This is a genomic window from Leptospira ellinghausenii, from assembly GCF_003114815.1.
Taxonomy (GTDB): domain Bacteria; phylum Spirochaetota; class Leptospiria; order Leptospirales; family Leptospiraceae; genus Leptospira_A; species Leptospira_A ellinghausenii.
This window is the reverse complement of record NZ_BFAZ01000009.1, coordinates 166,900-188,707: the sequence shown is the minus strand read 5'-3', so window position 1 is coordinate 188,707 and position 21,808 is coordinate 166,900. Positions and strand designations below refer to the sequence as shown.

Sequence of the window (21,808 nt, the reverse complement as noted above, 5' to 3'; positions counted from 1 at the left end):
GTATGAAACGAATTCTATTATCTTTTTTACTCATAGGTTGTAGCTTAAAAGTACCTCCGATTACAATCACCAATGCGCAAACAGCTGCCGAAAAACAAATGGTAGGTGAGGATAGAGAATTAGAGAAAGAAGGTTGGATGATTGGTTCGATTCAATCCTCTACAAATGGCCAGAATAACCAAGAAAAATTAGCAAAAGAAGATTCTGACCCAGAAATACGAGCCCATCGAATTCGATTGAACTACCTTTCGCCTGAAATTAAAATTTATAAAACTCATGGTATTTTGGGAGAAACACCACAAGGTTATGTAAAATTAAATCCACTCGCAACTTCTCTTCCAACATATGCCAATTATGAACTTCCAGCTAAAAAAAAGAGAGTAGAAGACGTGATTCTTTTTTTAAATGAATCTCGTAAGTTCATTATGGAGAAAGAACTAACAATTCAAAAGAAAAAAGGAAAAAAAGAAGACGAGTTGTCTAAAATTAAACAATCGTTAGCAGAGGAATATTATAAATCAGTCTCGATTGGTGAATATTATGAAACAGTTTCAGGAAGGTGGGAAAAATACCAATGAAGCCAATTCAAAAGGTTTTCCCGTTATCCTTACTTTTACTCATTTTAGTCACAATTAATTGTGCTTTATTCCAAAGTAAAGTGAAGTATGCGAATGTTAATTTTGACTATTCTGCTATTTCAAAAAATTATTTTTCACCAACACAATCAAAACCATTCCCTTTAACAGTGCAAAGGGGGAATAATCTATATAGCTCAACGACTAAAGATGGAAGGTATCTTTTTTACGCAACAGACCAAAAGGGAAATTTTGATGTTTGGTTTCGTGATTTACAAAGTTCAATTGTTGTTCCAATCACAGATAATCCTTTTTCCGAATCAAAACCAGCAATTTCACCAGATGGAAAATATTTAGTTTTTGTTTCAGAGGAATTTGATTCCGAAGGTGATTTGATATTATTACAAATCGAACCAGAAGAGTGGATCCAAGAATATTTGAAAGGTCATCGATTTATCAATGATGAGTTTATCAATTTAACAAATTTACCTAATCAAAAAGGAGAATACCATAAAGGTATTATCGATACTGATCCTGTTTGGTCCCCTGATGGTAAAACAATTTATTTCATTTCAGATAGATTCACTCCAGGCTTACCAAATTTATGTTCCATCCAACTTGATAAACCAACTCAAATCAAACAAATCACTTCGATGGGAGTAACTTCACCTTATGTTTCTTCTGACGGACAATCGGTATTAGTTGTTTCTTATAACGAGAACAAATTTGGTGAGATTTATCAAATTCAATTAGCGGATGGAAACACCAAACGAATCACAAACGATCAATACCTCGACTTTTCGCCTACAATTGATAACCGATCAAAAAACTTATACTTCTCATCTATCCGAAAAGATACAAATGGAAATGGTCGGTTAGATGAAAGAGACCATAGTTTGCTTGTTAAGAAAAATTTATCTACAGGCGAAGAAAGAGTTTTATCTTCTGGAGAAACATCAAATTTTGATGTTCGGTACTCAAATTTTAATGGTGGGTCAATATTATTTTCGGCATCTTATTTTAATGCCATCAATATCTATTTTATACCTGAGAACGGATCCATTCCGAAACAACCCAATATAAAAGAACAATACCAATATTCTAAATTTTTGGCTCCAGGTCAAAGTATTGAATCTTACTTCTTGGCATTAGACTCAGTAGAATTATTTTATTCAGAAGATCCATTGTATCCAATCTATGAAGCGCAGGTTTCTTTATTAAAATATGCAACCTTAAAACGCATCGGTAAAAATGAAGAAGCACTACAGTTGATTCGCGAATACAAAAGAAAAGTAGAATTAGATAAGAATATATTTGCAATCATCCTTATCAAATGGAATGAAGCAAAACAAACTCGCTCGACTTTTAACCTTTTAAATGAAATACGACAATCCTCAGAATTAAAATTTCCTACAGATGGTGAAGCAATGCTTTATCATCTGTATGCTGATTATTTAGAAAATGAAAAACAAATAACGAACGCAAAAGAAGTATTATTCAAAATTTACCAAACTTATCCAAGTTACCATCAGATTGATGAAATTAAAAGAAGGTTAGGTGGTTACGATTTTAATCCGAACACCTACCAACTTTCCAAGCTTTATGAGGAAATGATCGATACCTGGGAAAAAGAAAAGTCCCTTTATTTGAGCGATCTGAATCATAGTTTTTCAAATGATCGAAAAAGGGACCTTCGTTACCTTTTAGAGGATGTTATCTCCAAAATTTCAGATAACAAAAATAGTGAAGTTATACTTTCTTATGTAAATTCCATTTTGGATTCGAAGGAAAGTGAGAAACAAAATGTATTCAGGCATACACTTTTATACATTAAGGCAAAGGCACTTTCTGATTTAAGACGTTATAATGAATCGAATCTTACACTCGACTCAATCATTCCTATCCCTCTTCAAATTGATTTGGAACCACCAGGGAAACCATCTGTTTTTGAAACTAGAAGTTATATGGCAGAATACAAAAACCCAATTTTGTTACGTGCCAACTTGCTAAAATATTATAATCAAAAAGCTGCCGGTAATACTTCTGATGCTTTGAGAAACTTAAAAATTTATTTAGAGTTTTATGATCCATTACTCGGTGTTGATTTGGGCGCTGAAGACATCAAAAGTGCCTTTTTTTATTTTGAAAACAAGGCAGTGGAATTTGAAAGAATTGGAGATTTGCTACAATCTTCGTTTCACTATTTCTTTAATAACCAAAACATGTTTCTAGTCAAAACTAGGAATTTATATTTGGATTCCTTATACAAAGAATATGCAATTTATTACCAACGGAAAATGGTAGATACCATTTTTAGTTACGGAAAAAAAATTCGAGAAGAAGAAGAACGTGCGTTACTCAATCAAATCAATATTTTAAGTAAAGATAAACTCAATGTCATTGGGAATTTAGCCAATATCACTTCCATCGTTACAGATAGGGAACTAGTCCGAAACATTGTAAATATCAAAGATTTTGAAAAAATTGAAGTCCTATCTGGAAAAGCTCTCAATTGGACAGAGTTATATTATAAACAAGCGGTACCTAGGGCTCGGCCATATTTAGATTTAGCTACGCTATATGGTTATTCATATTACCTAATCAATAAGTATGTTACCTATGAATCGTATTATTATTCTACTGGTACGATGACTGATGTGCGAAAAGCCGAAATATTAGAAAATTTCAAACGTGCAGAATTAGAATTACGATGGATCATTTATGCAGATCCCACTCATTATGATGCTTACCAATTGCTAGGTTGGTTATACCAATATGTAGATTTGATGAAACTACAAAAGGACCCCAATTCAGGGAATGTTGATTTTGAAGTTTACGAAAGTTTATATAAGAAATATTTTCCAGATAAAAATTTAGAAGCAAATATTGAGTTATATAATCAAATCTTGGTGTTTCTTGGAGATGAGTATCCTAATAAGAAAGTAATATCTGATTTAAATCTTAATTTAGGGAATAATTATTTTTTATTAAACAATTATCCAAAAGCCAATGAAAGTTATCGTAAAGTGGAAGATAATTCTTCAACTTTGTCTTCCAAAAACCAATTCGAAGGTTATAAACAAGAAGCAATCTATCGTTTTAATTATGGTAAATCCCTGATCTACCAGGGACAATACAAAAAGGCATCTGAACAATTTTCAAAATCAATCGATATATATTTTAAAAATGAATACTATCAATTTGTAAACCAGTATGCCCAAGATCCAAATTCAATTACACAAGCGCAATTGAATGCAATACGATCCAAATTAGCATTACTCTTTGCGTTACGTGGTTTATCTGAATTGGAGTTTGGTCTTTATGAAGATTCGATTGTCTCATTTCAAACAGCCATTGCTTATAACAAGGATGTAAAATTCATAAGTCCAATAAACTTATCCAATTATCTCGCGATTGCCTTTCAGAAAAGTGGAAGATTTCGGGACTCTTATCAGATGTTACATTTGGCAGAATCAGAATATAAATCAACGAATGTATCCCTTTATTCGCGATGGAAAAAATGGAGTCCTTGGAATCTATTTTTAGGTGATAACGTACGTGTGATTGGTGATGGTCGTTTTCCTGGCGAATTCCCAAATGACTTTAAATATTTGTTAACTCTTGGTGTTCGGATAGAAAATCATATTGAACAAGAGGAATATGTTTCCGCTCTCAACGAAATCCAAATTAGGAATAAATTAATAACCTCGGAAGGTTTAGATGGAACGATCATTGGAAAAAATATACTAGCAAAATCAAGACAGGTAGAAGCGCAGATATACCAAAGAAGTAATTTGCCAAGTGAAGCAAATGATCGTTACCGAGAGTTAGTTGATTATTTACTTGAATCTGCATCTAACAAGGATTTAGACCGAGTCTTTCATAATTATAGTCATTCTGCTTTTGTTGTACAAGAAACTGATAACCTATCGGAACCATATAAAAAAATTACTTTGAAATCATATTTCGAAGACTTAAATTCCTGGAAAAACAGAGAGTTAAAAAATTGTAAACTTGCGAATGAAACCTGTGAAATTAACTTCAGGATAACAAATCCAAATTTTGATTTATACTATGGACTTGGATTGTATTATTTAGCTCTCCAAAATGAAAGAGAAGGAAAAGAATATTTACCGCAATTAGCAGAAGCAATTCCATTATTAGAAAATCCAGGACTAGTTGATCCAAAATTAATCGGTCTGGTGAGTGATCCCATTTCAAGACAAACTAGAGTGCGTGTTTTATTAAACCTATATTCTATTTATATGATGTTAGGTGACAATATCATGGCAGAGAAAAAATGGAAAGAAACCGCTGAATTGGCATTTGAATTTCGATTGGATGAAGAAAAGTTTTGGTCGAACGTAATGCGAACAAAATGGCAAACCAAAGTTTCACAAAATCCCTCTAACTCAGATCCATATTTAAAAGAAGCATTACAGTCTTACCAATCAAACTTATCAGTCAGAATGTTCACTCCTAAGGTTAGGTTGGAAAATTTCATTCAAACTTTTTCAGAGATTCATTTGAAGAATTCAGAAATAAATCCAATAGTAAATCTTTGGGAAAATTACAGAAGTTTGGAAATTTTTAGAGATCTAATATCCGCACAATTTGAGTTTGAAGATTCAAAACTCAATTTAAATTACCAAGATCTTTTGAGATGGTATAAAGGTTATAAAAAAGTATCAAATCAAATCATTGAAAAAACAATCAAACGCGAAGATATTAGGCCACTCTTAAAACAAGAAAATGAAGAATCGGCTAAATTAGGTAAAATCATAGGTAAACTAAAATCTGTATCTCCCGAACGGACTGCTTTTTTTGAGCCTAGACGAGCTGTTAGTGAATCCTATTTCCCAGATTGGAATGGATATTACCAATTCGGAAACACAATCCATACTTTCTACTGGCAAGATGGGAAAATTGTTCATACAAAATGTGATGAAAAACAAGAGTTGGGTTTGTGTTTACCCAATATGAATCCCACGTCGCCAAAAATCCAATTATTGGGAAAACAAAACAAAGGAGAAACTCTTCAGAAACTAATTGAATTAAGCAAACAAAAAGAGCGGTATCCAACTGTTATATTTGATCGTAATCATATCCAATTATTCAGTGAACGGAATGAGCGTCGATTTAAATGGGTAACTGTTTACGGAGAGAAACAGGAACTTAAGAAGGACACCCATATCCGTGCGGTGCCAAAAGGCAATTTAGGAATTTTACTTTCCGATACAGATTATTTGGTATCTAAGGAAAATTTAAGCCGTCAAACAAGCTTGTTTGGTGATGAACTTTCACAAGTTTTACCACTCAGAGAATTGTTCCAAGGAAGTGGTTCTGAGATATCCATTGTCGGTTTTGATCTGAGTAACTTTAAAACAGAATCACAGTGGAATCAAATTGGACTCATTTATGAAATCTTAAGAACCAAAAGAATTCAGAATATAGTTTCATTTAAAGAAGATAAAAATTCAGATTTTACTCCTTCGAAACTGGAACAGTACTTAAAAAAAGACAATCAGATTTTTATAGGAAATTGGAAACCGTTTTCTATATCATCTGAAAGTTTGATAGAAACAGCAAAATCATTTATCGATCTTGGATACCAAAATGAAAAATCAAAAGAATTGAATGAGGCATATGAAAATTATTATACCGCATCTACTTTGTTAGATGATGGTAGTCCCTTATTACCTTCCTTGGAGTTGAGATTGGCAAGGATACGTGCAGAAATATTCCCAAACATTCCCAAACGTTCGATATTTCGCCCTCTTTGGAGAAAGTACAAAGATTTACCATTCCAAAACCAAGTTCGTTATGAATTTTTAGTATCCTGTTTTTCTACTAAGGAGAAGGAAGATTGTGGTTATAAACCATCCGATTTCATTGGTGAAGAAAGAGATACTTACTTAGGTGCTCTTGAATTTTATTCACAATTAAGAACTGGAAAACTAAGAGATTTTAATTCAAAGGATGAATTGCGAATAAAAGTTGAAAGAGAAGAAGATCCGTTTTTGCAAGCATATCGATTGGGAAGTTTATATATCCAAAATTATATGTTTGTGGAAGCTGACGAACAAACTAAAAAATTGGCTAAACTGGTAAAGACATCCAAAGAAAAAAATGTCTTAAAGAATCGAATTTTGGAAATTTTCTTTCACAAAGCATTTGTATTCGGTGATAAAGAGATATATCTTACGAATCTTACTTCCACATCTGCATATAATTATGGATTCAAAAAAGATTGGAACATGTTTGATGAAAAAATCCTATCCAGAGATTTTACAAAATTTGGATATTCTGATTCCATATATGATACTTATCGTTTAAGGTTATATACAACTTGGAAAGAACAGTTACAAACTGGGTATTCAGAAGTTTTAGCTTTAACACCTGAATATTTGACAAACGGACAATCTGTTCTATCAAAACTCTCCCATTTAAATCGAACTTTGTTCTTTCATATGATTTTACGATCTATACCGTTCCAAAAGAACCAAGAAGTGAATTCATTGTTTGAATTACTTTTACAGATGGAACAAAACGAAGGACGAACTTATAGATCGTTATTTTTTCAGTTGGAATTGGCAAAAGCGCTGTACTTACGTGGTGATTGGGAATTGGCAGAACAATTGGTTTCTAAAATCCAGCATACTCATTCTGAATTGGGGGAAGGGAATGTTTTTTGGGTCACAAAGTGGACAGATTTTTTATGGAAGCGAGATTATTTAAGAAACCAATCCAAAAAAGAAGTTCGATCAGGGAATCTATTTAGCAAAGTTTATGAATCTGCTTTATCTAAGAAACCAGAAGAATACATTTCCTTACTTAATGATTTCAATAGAAGAAATCGCAATGAATTCATAAGCCCTGAGTTAAAGTCAGAATACGAATTCTTATTCTACTACCTGTTGCAAAAATGTTTAGAGAAAAATAACTCGGAAAGTTTTTTTGATATTGCGATCGCAAGAGAAATTTTTCGTTATACTTCAGAAAGATTTTCAAACCAAGACCTTTACCTCAAACATCTCCCAAACTTTGATTTATTTGCAGAACGTTTAAAAAAGAAAATGGTAACCAATCAAGAGTTCCATGGTATTTTTGATTTGGGACGTAAAACGTATCTATTAAGTTTTGCACAAGGTAAGTCTTTGGGTAGGGAATTGTTCCCTGATAATAAATTACTCTATAGAGAATTGGTGAGATACTTTCGTTCCTCGGAATCAGGTAACCAAGAAGTTATCTTAAGAGAATCTTTGGCCGATAAATATAGAACTAATTTACGATTAAACCAGAAAAATCGTCATTATCTATTTGCCTCAGGAATCCATTCAGTGGTTCCATTTGCAATTCCCGATACAGAGTATTATTCTGTTTCTGCCGTTTCCGATTTTTTAACAAACCCTAGTCTTAAATTTAAAGACATTTCTCCAAAAAATCCCAAGGTAACAACATTAGGATTTCGTAATTCATTGGAAAATGAGATCAGTGCAGGTTTGGTGCAGTGGGAAACAAATGGTGTAAAAGATATTGAATCTTCATTCAAAGTAGATTTTTCGGAATTGGGTTGGTGTTCTTTCAATTATTTATGTTTAGATTCACATCCATTAATGGATACAAAATCCAAATCTTCACAAACCGCAATTGTGTATGCAAATCAGAAAATTGGACCTTCTTTGCAATTTACCAATGATTTTAGTGGCATAGCCTACTATTTGGGACAACAAAACAAAGGTTTATTTGTCTTACACTCTGGTAATCAAAATGGAGTTCATAATTTATATTTTATCCGTCAATTTCTGGCCAAAGAAGAGTTGGAAAAACCTTTACACATCCGTTTAATTGAAGGTAAAAATGCAGCAAAATCATATTCTATGGATGATCGAAATTGGATTGGGTATCGACTTTATACTTCTGCAATGATTGAAGACTAATTGGATTGATTTAGAAAATCTTTCCGTAAGTCTTCAGGAAGATCAAAAAGATTTTTTACTTCTTTGTGGAATAATTTTAAATCATAATTTGCCTTTGCATATAGATGATTAAAACTTACTTCACCAGAATGGTAACGAAGGGCTCCCAGAAAGTCTTCATTGTTCCAATCTCGCACTAAAAATTCTTTTGATTTTTCTTCTGGGATTAATTTATCTTCAATCACTTTGTTTTTGAATTGAGAGATTGTACTTTGTTTTAAGAGTAATTTGGATTCCGAATTTTTGTCACTTTCGTAAATCTCTTTTAGGCGATCTGCATAAAATTTAAGTAATTGGATGGTAGTTTCTCTTCTTGCTTTTTCTTTTTTGAATTTTTCTAAGTGAGGACTTTTTTCTCCTTCTTTTTTTAGATAAAAACGTTCAGTTCCTATTTCTTCTACGAAACTTGCATAGGATTCATTTAGTGTGGTATCACCTGGCAAATAAGCAGTTGCATGTGCCATTTCGTGGATGACAAGTCCCACCAAACGATGGTCAGGCCAACTTAGTTGTGGAGATAATACAGGGTCTGAAAACCAACCTAATGTGGAGTATCCACCAATGGCACGAATCCTTGTATCATACCCTTTATTTTTGAGTTCATTTTCTAACTCAATCGCCATCTCTTTATTGAAGAACCCTTTGTAAGGAACTGTTCCTGCAATGGGAAACCACCAAGTATAGGATTTGAGAGCTAGGGATTCCGAAGCGCTGACATTCCATCCGATCTCGTCACGTTCAAGTTTGGTGAAGTATTCAAATCCACCGTTTTCGTTTAGCGCAAGTTCCTCGATGGCATACTTCCTTACTTCACGGATTAAGTTTAATTTTTCTTTTGTTTTAGAATCGATGTTTGGTTTGTTTAATACCATTTCGATTTTTTCTCTGCCTAAAATGATTGCAGATTGTTCCTTCCCCAAGTGGTATAAATAGGGCAAACAACTAGTGAGAAAAAAAGGAAAGACCGAGATTGTCATGATCAATTTCTTCTTTTTAGTTCGACACGGGAGTGGAATCGGCAAAAGTGGAAGGGGTTTTGGCATTCTATGGAAAGAAAAAATTCGATTCCACCAGTCGTCTACATTAACTTTGCCTTAGTCTTTGTACTTTTGTTCGCAATTTTTTTCCCTGAGATTCGTTCAGCTGTCACAAAACTCTTTTCTTCTCCCAAACCGATCTCTGCAAGCAAACAGAGCCAAGCCATCCAAATCCAATCGAGTTTTCGAAATGTATACCGAGAGGCCCAACAATTTGTTGTCTCAATCCGAACCAAAAAAACAGAAATGATTTTCCATCCTTACGCTTTTGGCGAAAGTCGGGAAGATCGAATTTCATCCATTGGCAGTGGGTTCATCATTGATGAACGTGGGTTTGTTGTTACCAATTACCACGTTATCAAAAATGCCGAGATCATCGAAATCATCATGTCCGATGGAAGGATCTTCCCGGCACGTTATGTGGGTAGCCATGAACGGGCAGACATAGCCCTTCTCAAAATACCGAGCGAAGATAAATTCATTCCCGCCTTCTTAGGGAATTCTGATGAAATCGAAGTGGGAGATTGGGCCATTGCCGTTGGTTCGCCTTATGGTTTAGAAAAAACTTTCACTGTTGGTGTTGTGTCTGCAAAATCTAGGGAAGACTTAGATGAAACAGGCCAAACCCATATCCAAACCGATACCGCAATCAATCCTGGTTCCAGCGGAGGACCGCTGCTTAATATTTACGGTGAGGTTGTTGGGATCAATCGTATGATTCGTTCCTCAAGTGGGGCCAGTGCTGGGATTGGATTTGCCATTCCTATCAATTATGCAAAAAGAGTGCTCCGTCAAATTGAACAAAACGTAGGCCAAAACATTCGTCCTGCTACCCTCGGTGTGATGGCAACAACCCCTCTGCCAGACCACAGAAAATCCTTAGGAATTCCAAACGATGCTGTGGGTGTTCTTGTGTATGACATAGAACCCAATTCGGCAGCTGAGAAGGGTGGTTTACGTCGATATGACTTCATTGAAGGCGCAAATGGACTCTCTGTACGCCATATTAACGATTTACGAGAACAAGTGGGACTTGTTGGTCTTGGGGGCGTCTTACGGTTGAAGATATTACGGGATACCCAAGAGATGGAATTATCGATCCCTTTGGTGGAAGCAGCCTACCAAAAGGGCAAATAATTTTATGAGAAGAAATATAGTCCATTCGGGTGCAGACGCCCTCATTTACGAAATTCGCCAGATTGTGGCACTTGCCAAACAAATCGAAGCCATGGGTGTTTCCATTACCTGGGAAAACATCGGGGACCCAATCCAAAAAGGGGAAAGTGTTCCCAATTGGATGAAAGACATCGTCAGCGGACTTGTGAACCAAAATAAATCTTGGGCTTATACTGCAACACAAGGTGACGAAAACACTCGTAAGTTTTTAGCAGAAAAAGTGAATGAAAGGGGTGGGGCTCAAATCACCTCCGAAGACATTTTATTCTTTAATGGTCTAGGTGATGCTGTCGCAAAAATATTTGGATTTATGAGAAGGGAAGCTCGGATTCTCGGACCATCTCCCGCCTATTCAACGTTATCTTCTGCAGAAGCTGCTCACTCTGGTTATGAACATTTAACTTATGAATTAAATCCGAATAATGATTGGATGCCTGATTTAGAAGACATTGAGAACAAAGTAAAATACAATGATTCGATCGCAGGGATTTTACTCATTAATCCAGATAACCCAACTGGTGCCGTGTATCCAAAAGAGGTTATGCGGGAAATTGTAAAAATTTGTGAGAAGTATGACATCATTCTAATTTGTGACGAAACATATGCTCATGTAAATTATTCAGAATGGGGAAGTATACACTTATCGGAAGTCATTGGAGATAAGGTTTGTGGATTTGCACTTCGATCGATTTCAAAAGAATACCCATGGCCTGGAGCAAGGTGTGGATGGTTAGAAGTATTCAATCGAAAAAATGATCCAACATTCGAACGATACATCAAATCATTGTTAGATGCCAAGATGTTGGAAGTATGTTCAACGACATTACCTCAACTTTCGATACCACTTGTATATTCTCATCCAGAATTTTTAAATCATTTAAAATTTAGAAATTTAAAGTTTAAAAAAAGAGCTGAAAAAGCAACACAGATGTTGTCAGGAATTCCTGGTGTCAAAGTCATCCAACCCAAAGGTGCTTTTTACTTAACGGTTCTATTTGAAGATGATGTTTTGAAATCTCATATGACTTTACCAATTACAAACCAAAAGGTGAAGGATTTTGTTTCTCCACTTATGGAAAAAGCTGCTCTTGATCGTCGTTTTGTTTTACATCTGCTAGCTTCTGCAGGGATTTGTGTTGTTCCACTTAGTTCATTTTGTTGTAATCGAAATGGATTTAGAGTTACCCTTCTCGAAGAAGATGACACAAAGTTTGAATGGATTTACCAAACATTAGCTGAGAACATAAAAAAATATCTAGCATCTTAAATGAATTCTCGCGGCAGATACAAGATTGGAATTTTTGATTCAGGTTTAGGTGGTCTTTCCGTTTTACGTACTTTGTGGAAAGAAACGTCAAATATCGATTATATTTATTTTGGTGATTTGATTCATTCACCGTATGGTCAAAAATCAAAACAAAAGGTAATTGAACTTTCAAAAAATGCATTTGAATATTTGATTGAAAAAGATTGTGAAGCAGTTTTGTTTGCTTGTAACACGGCAACATCAGCAGCAGCAGATTTTTTGAGAAAACAACATTCGATTCCTATTTTTGGGATGGAACCTGCCATTAAACCTGCGTTAGTCGAAAATCCAGGTGTAAAAATAGCCGTTTTTGCTACCGAACTCACATTAAAAGAAGAAAAGTTTAAGAATTTGGTTTCCGGACTTACGAAAGGATCAGAAATATTGCCAGTTCCATGTGAAGGTTTGGCCAAACTGATCGACTCTGATCGTTGGGAAGACGCTTGGGATTTTTTAGATTCCAAAATTAAATTGGTAATGTCAGAAACTGATATCATTGTATTAGGTTGTACACACTACGTTTTCTTGAGAGAAAGAATTCATTATCATTATCCAAATTTAAAAGTTTATGACGGTAATTTGGGAACATCTTTACATATGAAAAAAATGTTACAATTACCAAATGGATCAAAAGAAAATAGAAACCAACTTGATATTCTATTGAATACTTCTGAGTCCGACTATGTTCATTTAGCGGGAAGAATTGCAAAAACAATCACTCCAAATCATACTTTGTCATTAATTAATTCAACTATAGGAAAACTCCATGTCTGACCAAAATAAAGTAACTTATAAAGATGCCGGAGTTGATACCGAAAAAGGACAAGAATTCGTAAAACGAATCAAATCCAATGTTGCAACAACTCATAACAAAAATGTGTTAGGTGGACTTGGAGGATTTGCCGCTTGTTATGATGTTAGTTTTTTAAAATCTTACCAAGAACCTATTTTATTATCTGGAACGGATGGAGTTGGAACAAAGTTACAATTAGCCAGATTGTTAGGAATTCATGACACTGTTGGTATTGATTTGGTTGCAATGTGCGTAAACGATATATTGGTCAATGGTGGAAAACCGCTGTTTTTTCAGGATTATATTGCTTGTGGGAAATTACATTTACCAACCATGGAAGGCATTGTCTCTGGGATTGTGAAAGGTTGTAAGTTAGCAGAATGTGCATTAGTTGGTGGAGAAACGGCGGAACACCCTGGAGTAATGCCTGATGAAGAATATGACCTAGCGGGTTTTGTCGTTGGTGTTGTGGAAAAGAATAAAATGATCGATGGGAAATCGATAAAACCAGGTGATACAATCATTGGACTTTCTTCCTCTGGGCCACATAGTAACGGTTTTTCTCTATTACGTCGTTTATTGTTAAAAGATGGTAGATTACCTTCATCCGAAAGCGATTTAAATTTTATTAAAGATCATGTATTTGTGCCAACCAATATTTATGTAAAATCTATACTCTCTTTAATTGAAAAAGTTTCTGTAAAAGGTATGGTTCATATTACAGGTGGAGGTTTTTACGAAAACATTCCACGAGTATTGCCAAATGGTATTGGAGCTGAGATAAATTCTTTACCAGAGTCTTATGTTTTTTCGAAATTAAAAAAAGACCATTCTTTAGATTTTAATGATATGTATGGTACTTTTAATATGGGAATAGGTTACATACTCGTTGTAGAAAATGGTTTGGTTGATACAGCCATGAATGCGTTGGATGAGTTAGGAGAAAAAGCATTCATCATTGGTAAAACGAATGATAGTGGAAAAATCTCAATTACGACTTAAAGGGAAAGATCACTCGAAATAGTGTTTTTCCAGGTACTGATTCAAAACTAATATTTGCGTTGTGTCGGTTCACAATTTCTTTCACCAGATAGAGTCCAAGTCCTAATCCATCACCTGATGTTTTTGTTGAATAAAATGGCATAAAGATCTTGGATTGATGTTCGGCTGGGATCCCTATCCCAGAATCTTCAATTTCTACGATGACTGCGTCTGTCGTTTTAAAACTTCTAATAGAGATAGTACCTTTGGAAGAGACAGCTTGAATTGCATTCCATATCATCTGACTCCATAATTGGACTAAATCTCCTTGGATACACCGAATTTTGCCTTCAAAATCTAAATTTAAGATTAAGTTAATATCTCGTAAAAAATATTCCTTATACAAAGAAATCGCGGAGTGAATTGTATCTTTTAGTGAAAAATCGACTAACTCCAAATTGGATTGGAGCCCTGCAAAGTTTTTTAAAGTAAATGTAATTTTTGATAATCTTTTGATAGAGTAGAGGATATGTTCTGATGATTGTTTCATCAATAGAAACTTTCTCAATTGATTAAAATCACTTTGATTGGTAATTGAAGATTCGATTTTTTTTAAGATCGGTAGAGATAGATTCCGAATCCCTGAATCTACAAATAATTCTGCTAGTTCTTCTGCGTATAAAATAGAATTCTCTTTCAATAGTTCGGCTAGTGATTTGCGAGCTTGTCGATTTGTGAGTCCAGTTAAGATTCTTAATCCTGAATCATTGGAATCGTTTATCAAATTTAAGATGTCGATGAGTGATTGATTTTTTAAATCATGCGATTCTTCTTCCCACTCTGCAATTAGCGTTTCAACTGAAGATTTGATCATTCCAATCGGATTATTGATTTCATGTGATAAACCAGAAACAAGTTGTCCTAAAGAAGCCAACTTTTCATTTTGGATTAATTTTTCTTGTGCTTCTCTCAATGCAAATAATGCAGAATTGAGTTCTGTATTACTGGATTGTAGTTCCTTCGTTCTCTCTTTTACTTTTTCCTCTAGAGATTTATTGAGTTCTTTTAGTTCTAGTTCCGCTGTCCTTTTGGAGGTTTGGTCAATTCCAATCCAAATAATTTTTGATGGTTCATTTTTGGAATCACGTATGATTCCAAGGCGCCATTCTAAATATAGAATTTGTCTGTTTGTCGTAATGTATCGTAGAATTAAACTTTCTGCAATGTTTTGGATTTCGCTTATATCTGCTAATACTTCTTTTAAGTATTCCCTGTCCTCTTCAGCAAGAATGATATCTTGGATGTATTTTCCAATTACATCGTTTTTGTCCAATTCCAGGACTTTTAATGCTGCTGGATTGATATTCTCCAATAAACCATCTGCATTTGTTAGGAGAATTAAATTGGCTGCATTGTCAAAGACGGTTGAGTTAAGATTTTTTTCCTGCAATAAAGAAAATTCAGTTTTTTTAGAATTGGTAATATCGAGGGCAACAACATCGATTCGTTTTTTAATTCCTAAGATATCATTTGAAATGTTTACATAGTGTTCTGTCCATATGATGGATCCATTTGCATGGATCATCCTAAGAACAATAGGTGAAACTCCTGAGAATAGATCTTCGATTTTGTGTTGGTCTTCCGGGATGACAATGTCTCGAAAAAAATCTGAATTCTCGTAAAAATAATTGATTCCATAACCTGTGATTTCTTCCATTTTGGAACTGATGTAAGATGTTCTTGGTTCAGGTAAAAATTCTATATTATAGATGATTGCTGGAAGTTGATTGTACATGATAAGCAAACGTACATTCACATCCTTGATTGCCTTTTGGAGTGTTTCCAATTCAAATAGCGATAAGTTTAAAATTTTTGTTTGCACTTGGAAACTAAAAAGAATACATGCAACACCAAACAAAAACATAAACAAGGTATTAATTGTATAACCTAAAGGTTTATACCAATCGATTGTAAATAGATAAGGGAAAAATAATCTTTGGAGTGATAATAAAACACAAACTGTAAAAAAATAAAGGCGGATGTTTTTTGGGTATTCATCTAAACCCAATATGATGCATCCAAATAACAAAAGTGCGGATCCATTAAAAATAGCAGATGGTATTGCAAACCAAAAAAAACTATAATTACCTAGGAGTAGGGATACGAAAGTAATATAAGTAATAATGAAAGAAAGGTATACCCAATGTTTGGAAATGGTTTTGGTTATGATGGGAAGAATAGATAATACTAATAGAAAGGAACTTAGAAGTGTTAATGACTCTGAAAAAAAGAAATATAGTTTGTTTTGTGTGCTCCCATAAATGAATAAGGAATAGTTCCGAATGACTAAAATGGCCAAAAATAATGATATATACGAAAGTTTGATTTCTGATTTAGAGTTTTTTGATAAAAAATAAATAATGATCGAAATGACTGAATTGACAACTACCGATAATGCAGTAACGGCAAAAATAACATCAATTTCAAAAGGAATCATACACTTCAACTAACTCATTGACTTTTATTATTAGATCTTCATTTTTAAATGGTTTTACTATCCAAGCATCTGCACCTTCCAAAAGAGCTTTTGAAATGATTTCAGGTTTGTTTTCGACCGATAGAATTAGGATTTTAAAATTTACATGTGTCATTATTTTTTTTGATTTTTGAATCAACTCAATCCCACTGATCCCTGGCATATTAAAATCAAAAATCCCTAATCCAATTTTTGGATTTGTCTTTAAAGTTTCTAGGGCAATTTCTCCTGAATCACAGATAATGATATTGTGACCTTGGCTACTCAAAGCAAGGCGCACAATTTTTAATACGGCAGGAGAATCATCGACAACCAAAATATGACTCATTTTAAGTCAGTTGTGATATCAGTTTTGTTAGTGATTCATTTGCAAAAGGTTTTACAAGCCACCCCACTGCACCAGCCGCTTTGCCTTTGTTTTTCATCTCTTCACTAGATTCTGTAGTTAACATAACTATTTTCATGGATTTTCCATTTTCCGTTTTTAAAGTTTTTTCAGTCAGTTCAATCCCTGTCATTCCTGGCATGTTTACATCAAAGATTCCTATATCAAACTTTGAATTTTGAATTTTTTCCAGTGCTTCCATTCCATTGGATGCTGATTCTACCTCATGACCATCAGTGGTGAGTACTAAATTTAAAATTTTTAATACCGCTGGTGCATCATCTACAGTTAATATTCTAGCCATTTTAATTCTCCTTTTTGATTAATGGAAATCGAATTGTTAAACATACATCTACTTTGTTATCATCTTTTAAATTATCTTCTATGTTGTAGATTTGAACATTGGCTTGGTGTTGGTCTAAAATCTTTTTAACCAATGTTAAACCTAACCCAAATCGGAATTGTTCAAATTTAGCATAACTATCATCAACGATTGAAGAGATTCGGAAAAAAGGTTCAAATATAATTGATTCAAATTTTTCTGGAATACCGACTGTCCCATCTTCATTCTGATAAGCAGGATTTATAAATTTCACTTCCAGAAAATTTTCTTTTTGAAAGAAGATTATATAAATCTCATCACCATCTTTTGAGTATTTGATTGCATTCAGTAAAACTTCTCGAATTGCATAAGATATTTTAACCTGATCAAAACGGATTTCATGATGGTTTACCGAATTGGGAATCTGGCTTACATTGATTTTCTGCGATTTGATTTTTAATGCTTCTTCTAATGTTTGGATTTCTGAGTGAATGATTGGTAATAGTTTTAATGGTGATTCCATTGTTTGGATCAATTCATTATCATCAATTACATTCTGAGATATAGACATACTATCAAACATACTTTTTGCGGCATCATAGTTCTCTGATAATAAATCTAAGATTGGTTTTTGAATGGTATAATGATTATTGTCTTGGTCCCATTTGCTTTTTGAAAGTAAGATGCTTACAACACTCATTAAAGTGCCAATCCCACTTCCTTGGAATAAATTAATATTCATTTGGTGGATGATATCAGCAGATATATTTTGGTTTTCTTTATGGGTAAGCGATTTTTTCCAATCGAAGATTTCAATCACTCTTCGGTACAAATGATTTTCTGCTTCGTGGATAAATTGTGTTTTTACTTTTGTGTTAAGATATTGGAAGGAACGATCCATGGTAAACTTCACATGATCGACCTCCAGTGGTGTTTGTAAAAAATCATAAGCGCTATGCCTTTTGAGTAAATAAGCTGTTTGTGCCCAGTTATCAGAATTTGTAATGAGAAGGATCAATGTATTTGGAAATGAGTTTGTGATACTCTCTAAAATTTCTTGGGAACTAACTTTATCTAAAGATTCAATAGGAACGATTAAAAAATGGAATTTTTCTTTTTTTAAGGAATTCAAAACATCGCCTAATTTTGTCAATCGTTCATAAGTATAATGGATTTCATCCAAAATCTTCAAAAGATTACTGGAAATTGAAGATTCTAATATTAAACTATGGGGAATCATCTGGCACCTATTTCTTTTACTTTATCTAGCATTTTATCTAGAGGGAGTTGGTACATCACTGCCCCTAATTCGAAGGCAACTTTTGGCATACCATAAACAACACAGGTCTCTTTGTTTTGTCCAAGTGTGAAGCATCCATTATTTTTTAACTTGAGTAAACCTTTGGCTCCATCACTACCCATACCTGTTAGTAAGATGCCAATTGAGTCTTTTGCTAAACCATTCTGTACTGCTGATTCGAATAGAACATCTACAGATGGTCTATGACCATTTACCTTTTCCGTTTGGAGGATTTTTGTATATAAGTCCCCATTCCATTTTTGAACTTCTAAATGATAATTTCCAGGAGCAATGTATATTGTTCCTTTTTCTAGAATTTGTTTGTCTTTTGCTTCAACAACCTTTGTTTTTAATTCTGAATTGAGTCGACTTGCGAATAGTGCAGTAAAGTTTTCTGGCATATGTTGGGCGATGAGAATGGGGGGGAAAGTATGATCTACTTCGTCCAATAACTTTCTTAAGGCAGTTGTTCCTCCTGTACTCGATCCGATTAATATTAACTTTGTTCTGAAGTTTATTGATTTTTTTGATTCTGTTGGTGTGACTGAAATAATTCTTTTGGATTGTTCGAACAGAGAAACATTGTAATTTAATGCTGCATTTAGTTTTTCTAATAGATCTTCTTTGGCTTCTATTAAACTTTCTTGTGTTCCTGTCGGTTTTGTAACGTAATCAAATGCACCTGCATCAAGTGCTTCTAAAGTAATAGACGTGCCTTCTGTAGTGGAAGAGCTAAACATGATGACAGGCATGGGATGTTGAGGGAGTAATTTTTTTAGGAATTCGATTCCATCCATCTCAGGCATATGTACATCAAGTGTCATTACATCTGGTTGTTTCTCAATGATGAGATCTCTAGCTTCAAATGGATTGGAAGCTTCTCCTACCACTTCCCAGTTTTTATCCGATTCTATCCAACGTTTGATCATACTTCTAACTGTACGTTGGTCATCTACAATAATTGCTTTGTGTTTTCTCATGTGGATTGAATCGCCATGTGTTGGTTGATTAATTTTCTTACATCTAAAATCAATCCTGCATGCCCATTTCCAAGAATGGTGCAACCGGCTAAGCCATTGATGTTTTTAAATAATGGGGATATTGGTTTGATGACGATGGATTGGTTCCCTAATATTTCATCGAAAACGATACCCATCTGATTTTCATGAGATTCGGCTACGATCATATACTTTTCTTGGATTGAATGATGATCGTTTAGTTCTGATTCTTTTCCAAATAATAAGTCGATATCAACAATAGAAATTTGATTTTCTCGATATAAAATACTATGGTTGTTACGATACAATTCGTGGATTGGTTCCTCCTTGATGTATAAAGTTTCTTTTACATCGATGGAGGGGAGTATAAAGTAAGTTTCTGATTTTCTAACAACAAGTCCTTCGATGATGGCAAGAGTTAAAGGCACTCTGATTAAAAACACGGTTCCTTGTCCAAAATTGGAACTTACATCTACAAATCCTTTGAGTGTGCTTACATTTTTTCGTACTACATCGAGACCTACACCTCTACCCGATAAATCGGTTACTTCCTTTGCAGTTGAAAAACCAGGGTGGAATAAAAAATCCCAAACCTCTTCGTCTTTTAAATTCTCAGCTTCCAGATGATTGATTAGGCCCAAGGAAATTGCTTTTCGGATAATTTTATCCCTCTGTAGGCCCTTCCCATCATCCTTCACCTCAATCCAAACTTCTTTTCCTGATTGAACGGCGGTTAGATGAATTTTTCCTTTTGTTTGTTTACCTGCTTCTTTTCTTTCCTCTGGAGTTTCTAAACCATGGTCGATTGCATTCCGAATGATATGAACAAGTGGATCATACATTTCTTCGATAATTGATTTATCGATTTCTGTATCTTCTCCTGAAATGATGAGTTCAACTTGTTTGCCGGTTTTTTTCGCAGTATCACGAACCAATCGTTCCATTCGTGAAAAAACACCTGAAATAGGAACCATACGCAAACTAAGTGTGATTTCTTGTAAACTTCTGATTAATTTTTTTAATTGAAGGGCAGACTTTTGAAAGTTCTCTAATTTTAATTTTTTTAAATCAGGGTGTTCTGTGACCATCGGCTCATTGATTACAATTTCACCTACGATGTCTAAGAGTGAGTCAAGTTTATCAGTATCGATTCGGATGTCTTTTTTTTGGTTGGATTTTTTTTCTTCGAGTTTCGATTTTGAATTGTTAGTTGGTGGTATAGTAGGTTGTGATTCTACATTGATTTGATTTGTAATAAACAATCCATATTCTGCATTTGATTCAGATTTTTTTGGTTCAAACAATCCGAATTCTTCATTATTGGAATCGTTTGTATCATTTTGAAACAAGCTGAATTCTTCTGGGAGTTTTTGTGTTACTTCATTCGTAAAAATCCCAAATTCTTCTTTCGGTGATTGATTGACGTCATCGTTTTGAAAAAGTCCGAATTCTTCTTTGGTTGGTTCAGTTTCAAAGTTTGGACTTAAATCCAATCCCGAATTTTTTAATTCTAATAATTTGTCATTCGACCTTTGTAAAAACTGATATTGTTCCTCTGTATACAAATCTCCACCAGAAGGTGTATCTTCTTCATGGATCACAAGTTCGTTTAATAGGTCTAAGGCGGTAAGTAAAATTTCTAATGTTTCCTCGTCTTGTGAGGAGGGTCTATTGCGTAAATAATCAAGTAAGTTTTCTGCAGCATGAGCGATTTTGACGATACCAGACAATCCAAAAAAACCAGAACTACCTTTGATTGTATGAAAATGTCGAAATAGTGTATCTAAAATTTCTCGGTCAACCAAACTACCATCTAAGGTAGTTTTTTCAAAGTTTAATAATCCAGATTCAATATTCTCTAAACTTTCTTTGGCTTCGACTAGGTATTCTAAAACATCTTCTCTTTCCATTTCTCAATTTCCAGGAATGTCTTGGATCATATAACTTTCTTCTTGGGTGAGTAGTCGTTGAAGGTTGATTAATATTTTAACAGTATCACCAACACGACCTGTTCCATAAATAAAACGAGATGATTTTGATTCTCCGATTTTTGGAGCTAAATCAACATTCTCAGCAGGAATTTTGACTACATCATTTACCTTGTCTACGATCAGTCCCAAAGGATGACCATCCAGTTCAACGAGTAAAACACAAGTTCGTTCATGGTATGGTTGGAATTCCATATCAAAACGTAATCTAACATCCATTACAGGGATTATTTTCCCTCTAATATTGATCACACCTTTCAAAAAAGGAGCAGTGCCGGGAATCGTTGTGATGGCTGGGAGGGCCATTATTTCCGTTAAATACCGAACTTCGAATGCATAAAAACGATTCTCTAAGCTAAAACAAAGATACAAGTCTCGCATTGTATCTTCATCTTCTATTATCTCCCATGATTTTGATGTATTGTTCATGGT

The 21,808-nt window shown here is 34.2% G+C and carries 14 protein-coding genes; 6 read left to right on the top strand and 8 right to left on the bottom strand.

Features of this window, described 5'->3' with window-relative positions; all coding sequences use genetic code 11:
- The first annotated feature begins 2 nt into the window (after positions 1–2).
- On the top strand, positions 3–578 hold the full coding sequence (locus tag DI076_RS09370) for a DUF1318 domain-containing protein (RefSeq protein WP_108959669.1): 576 nt from the start codon (positions 3–5) through the stop codon (positions 576–578).
- Positions 575–8,515 (top strand): PD40 domain-containing protein, encoded by a 7,941-nt coding sequence (locus DI076_RS09365; RefSeq protein WP_108959668.1) that lies wholly within the window; start codon positions 575–577, stop codon positions 8,513–8,515. The genes DI076_RS09370 and DI076_RS09365 overlap by 4 nt, the downstream gene beginning before the upstream one ends.
- Here DI076_RS09365 and DI076_RS09360 read toward each other — a convergent pair.
- The gene (locus DI076_RS09360; protein WP_108959667.1) at positions 8,512–9,597 is read right to left on the bottom strand and encodes an aminopeptidase; all 1,086 of its coding nucleotides are present in this window, start codon (positions 9,595–9,597) and stop codon (positions 8,512–8,514) included. The genes DI076_RS09365 and DI076_RS09360 overlap by 4 nt on opposite strands.
- Positions 9,598–9,600: 3 nt before the next feature.
- Here DI076_RS09360 and DI076_RS09355 point away from each other — a divergent pair, with 3 nt between their 5' ends.
- Genes DI076_RS09355 through purM form a run of 4 tightly spaced genes read left to right on the top strand, consistent with a single transcriptional unit; the run spans position 9,601 to position 13,868 of the window.
- Positions 9,601–10,728 (top strand): S1C family serine protease, encoded by a 1,128-nt coding sequence (locus tag DI076_RS09355; protein ID WP_108959666.1) that lies wholly within the window; start codon positions 9,601–9,603, stop codon positions 10,726–10,728.
- A 4-nt stretch (positions 10,729–10,732) separates the two neighbouring features.
- Positions 10,733–12,034, top strand: coding sequence for a pyridoxal phosphate-dependent aminotransferase (locus tag DI076_RS09350; protein WP_108959665.1), 1,302 nt, complete (start codon positions 10,733–10,735; stop codon positions 12,032–12,034).
- The gene (murI, locus tag DI076_RS09345) at positions 12,035–12,847 is read left to right on the top strand and encodes a glutamate racemase (RefSeq protein ID WP_108959664.1); all 813 of its coding nucleotides are present in this window, start codon (positions 12,035–12,037) and stop codon (positions 12,845–12,847) included.
- A complete protein-coding gene (purM, locus tag DI076_RS09340; RefSeq protein ID WP_108959663.1) occupies positions 12,840–13,868 on the top strand; it encodes a phosphoribosylformylglycinamidine cyclo-ligase in 1,029 nt (342 codons plus the stop codon). The genes murI and purM overlap by 8 nt, the downstream gene beginning before the upstream one ends.
- On the opposite strand, the gene DI076_RS09335 is transcribed toward purM, so the two are convergent.
- Genes DI076_RS09335 through DI076_RS09305 form a run of 7 tightly spaced genes read right to left on the bottom strand, consistent with a single transcriptional unit; the run spans position 13,858 to position 21,805 of the window.
- The gene (locus DI076_RS09335; protein WP_108959662.1) at positions 13,858–16,344 is read right to left on the bottom strand and encodes a PAS domain-containing sensor histidine kinase; all 2,487 of its coding nucleotides are present in this window, start codon (positions 16,342–16,344) and stop codon (positions 13,858–13,860) included. The two genes, purM and DI076_RS09335, sit on opposite strands and share 11 nt — an antisense overlap.
- Positions 16,331–16,711: a response regulator gene (locus tag DI076_RS09330; protein WP_108959661.1), complete on the bottom strand. Its 381-nt coding sequence runs from the start codon at positions 16,709–16,711 to the stop codon at positions 16,331–16,333. Before DI076_RS09330 ends, DI076_RS09335 begins: the two co-directional genes overlap by 14 nt.
- 1 nt (position 16,712) lies before the next feature.
- Positions 16,713–17,072 (bottom strand): response regulator, encoded by a 360-nt coding sequence (locus DI076_RS09325; RefSeq protein WP_108959660.1) that lies wholly within the window; start codon positions 17,070–17,072, stop codon positions 16,713–16,715.
- 1 nt (position 17,073) lies between these two features.
- On the bottom strand, positions 17,074–18,330 hold the full coding sequence (locus DI076_RS09320; protein WP_108959659.1) for a sensor histidine kinase: 1,257 nt from the start codon (positions 18,328–18,330) through the stop codon (positions 17,074–17,076).
- Complete coding sequence (locus DI076_RS09315) at positions 18,327–19,370, bottom strand: protein-glutamate methylesterase/protein-glutamine glutaminase (protein WP_108959658.1); 1,044 nt, start codon at positions 19,368–19,370, stop codon at positions 18,327–18,329. The genes DI076_RS09320 and DI076_RS09315 overlap by 4 nt, the downstream gene beginning before the upstream one ends.
- Positions 19,367–21,298, bottom strand: a complete 1,932-nt coding sequence (locus tag DI076_RS09310; protein ID WP_108959657.1) for a chemotaxis protein CheA — start codon at positions 21,296–21,298, stop codon at positions 19,367–19,369. Before DI076_RS09310 ends, DI076_RS09315 begins: the two co-directional genes overlap by 4 nt.
- 3 nt (positions 21,299–21,301) lie before the next feature.
- A complete protein-coding gene (locus tag DI076_RS09305) occupies positions 21,302–21,805 on the bottom strand; it encodes a chemotaxis protein CheW (RefSeq protein ID WP_108959656.1) in 504 nt (167 codons plus the stop codon).
- Positions 21,806–21,808: the final 3 nt, after the last annotated feature.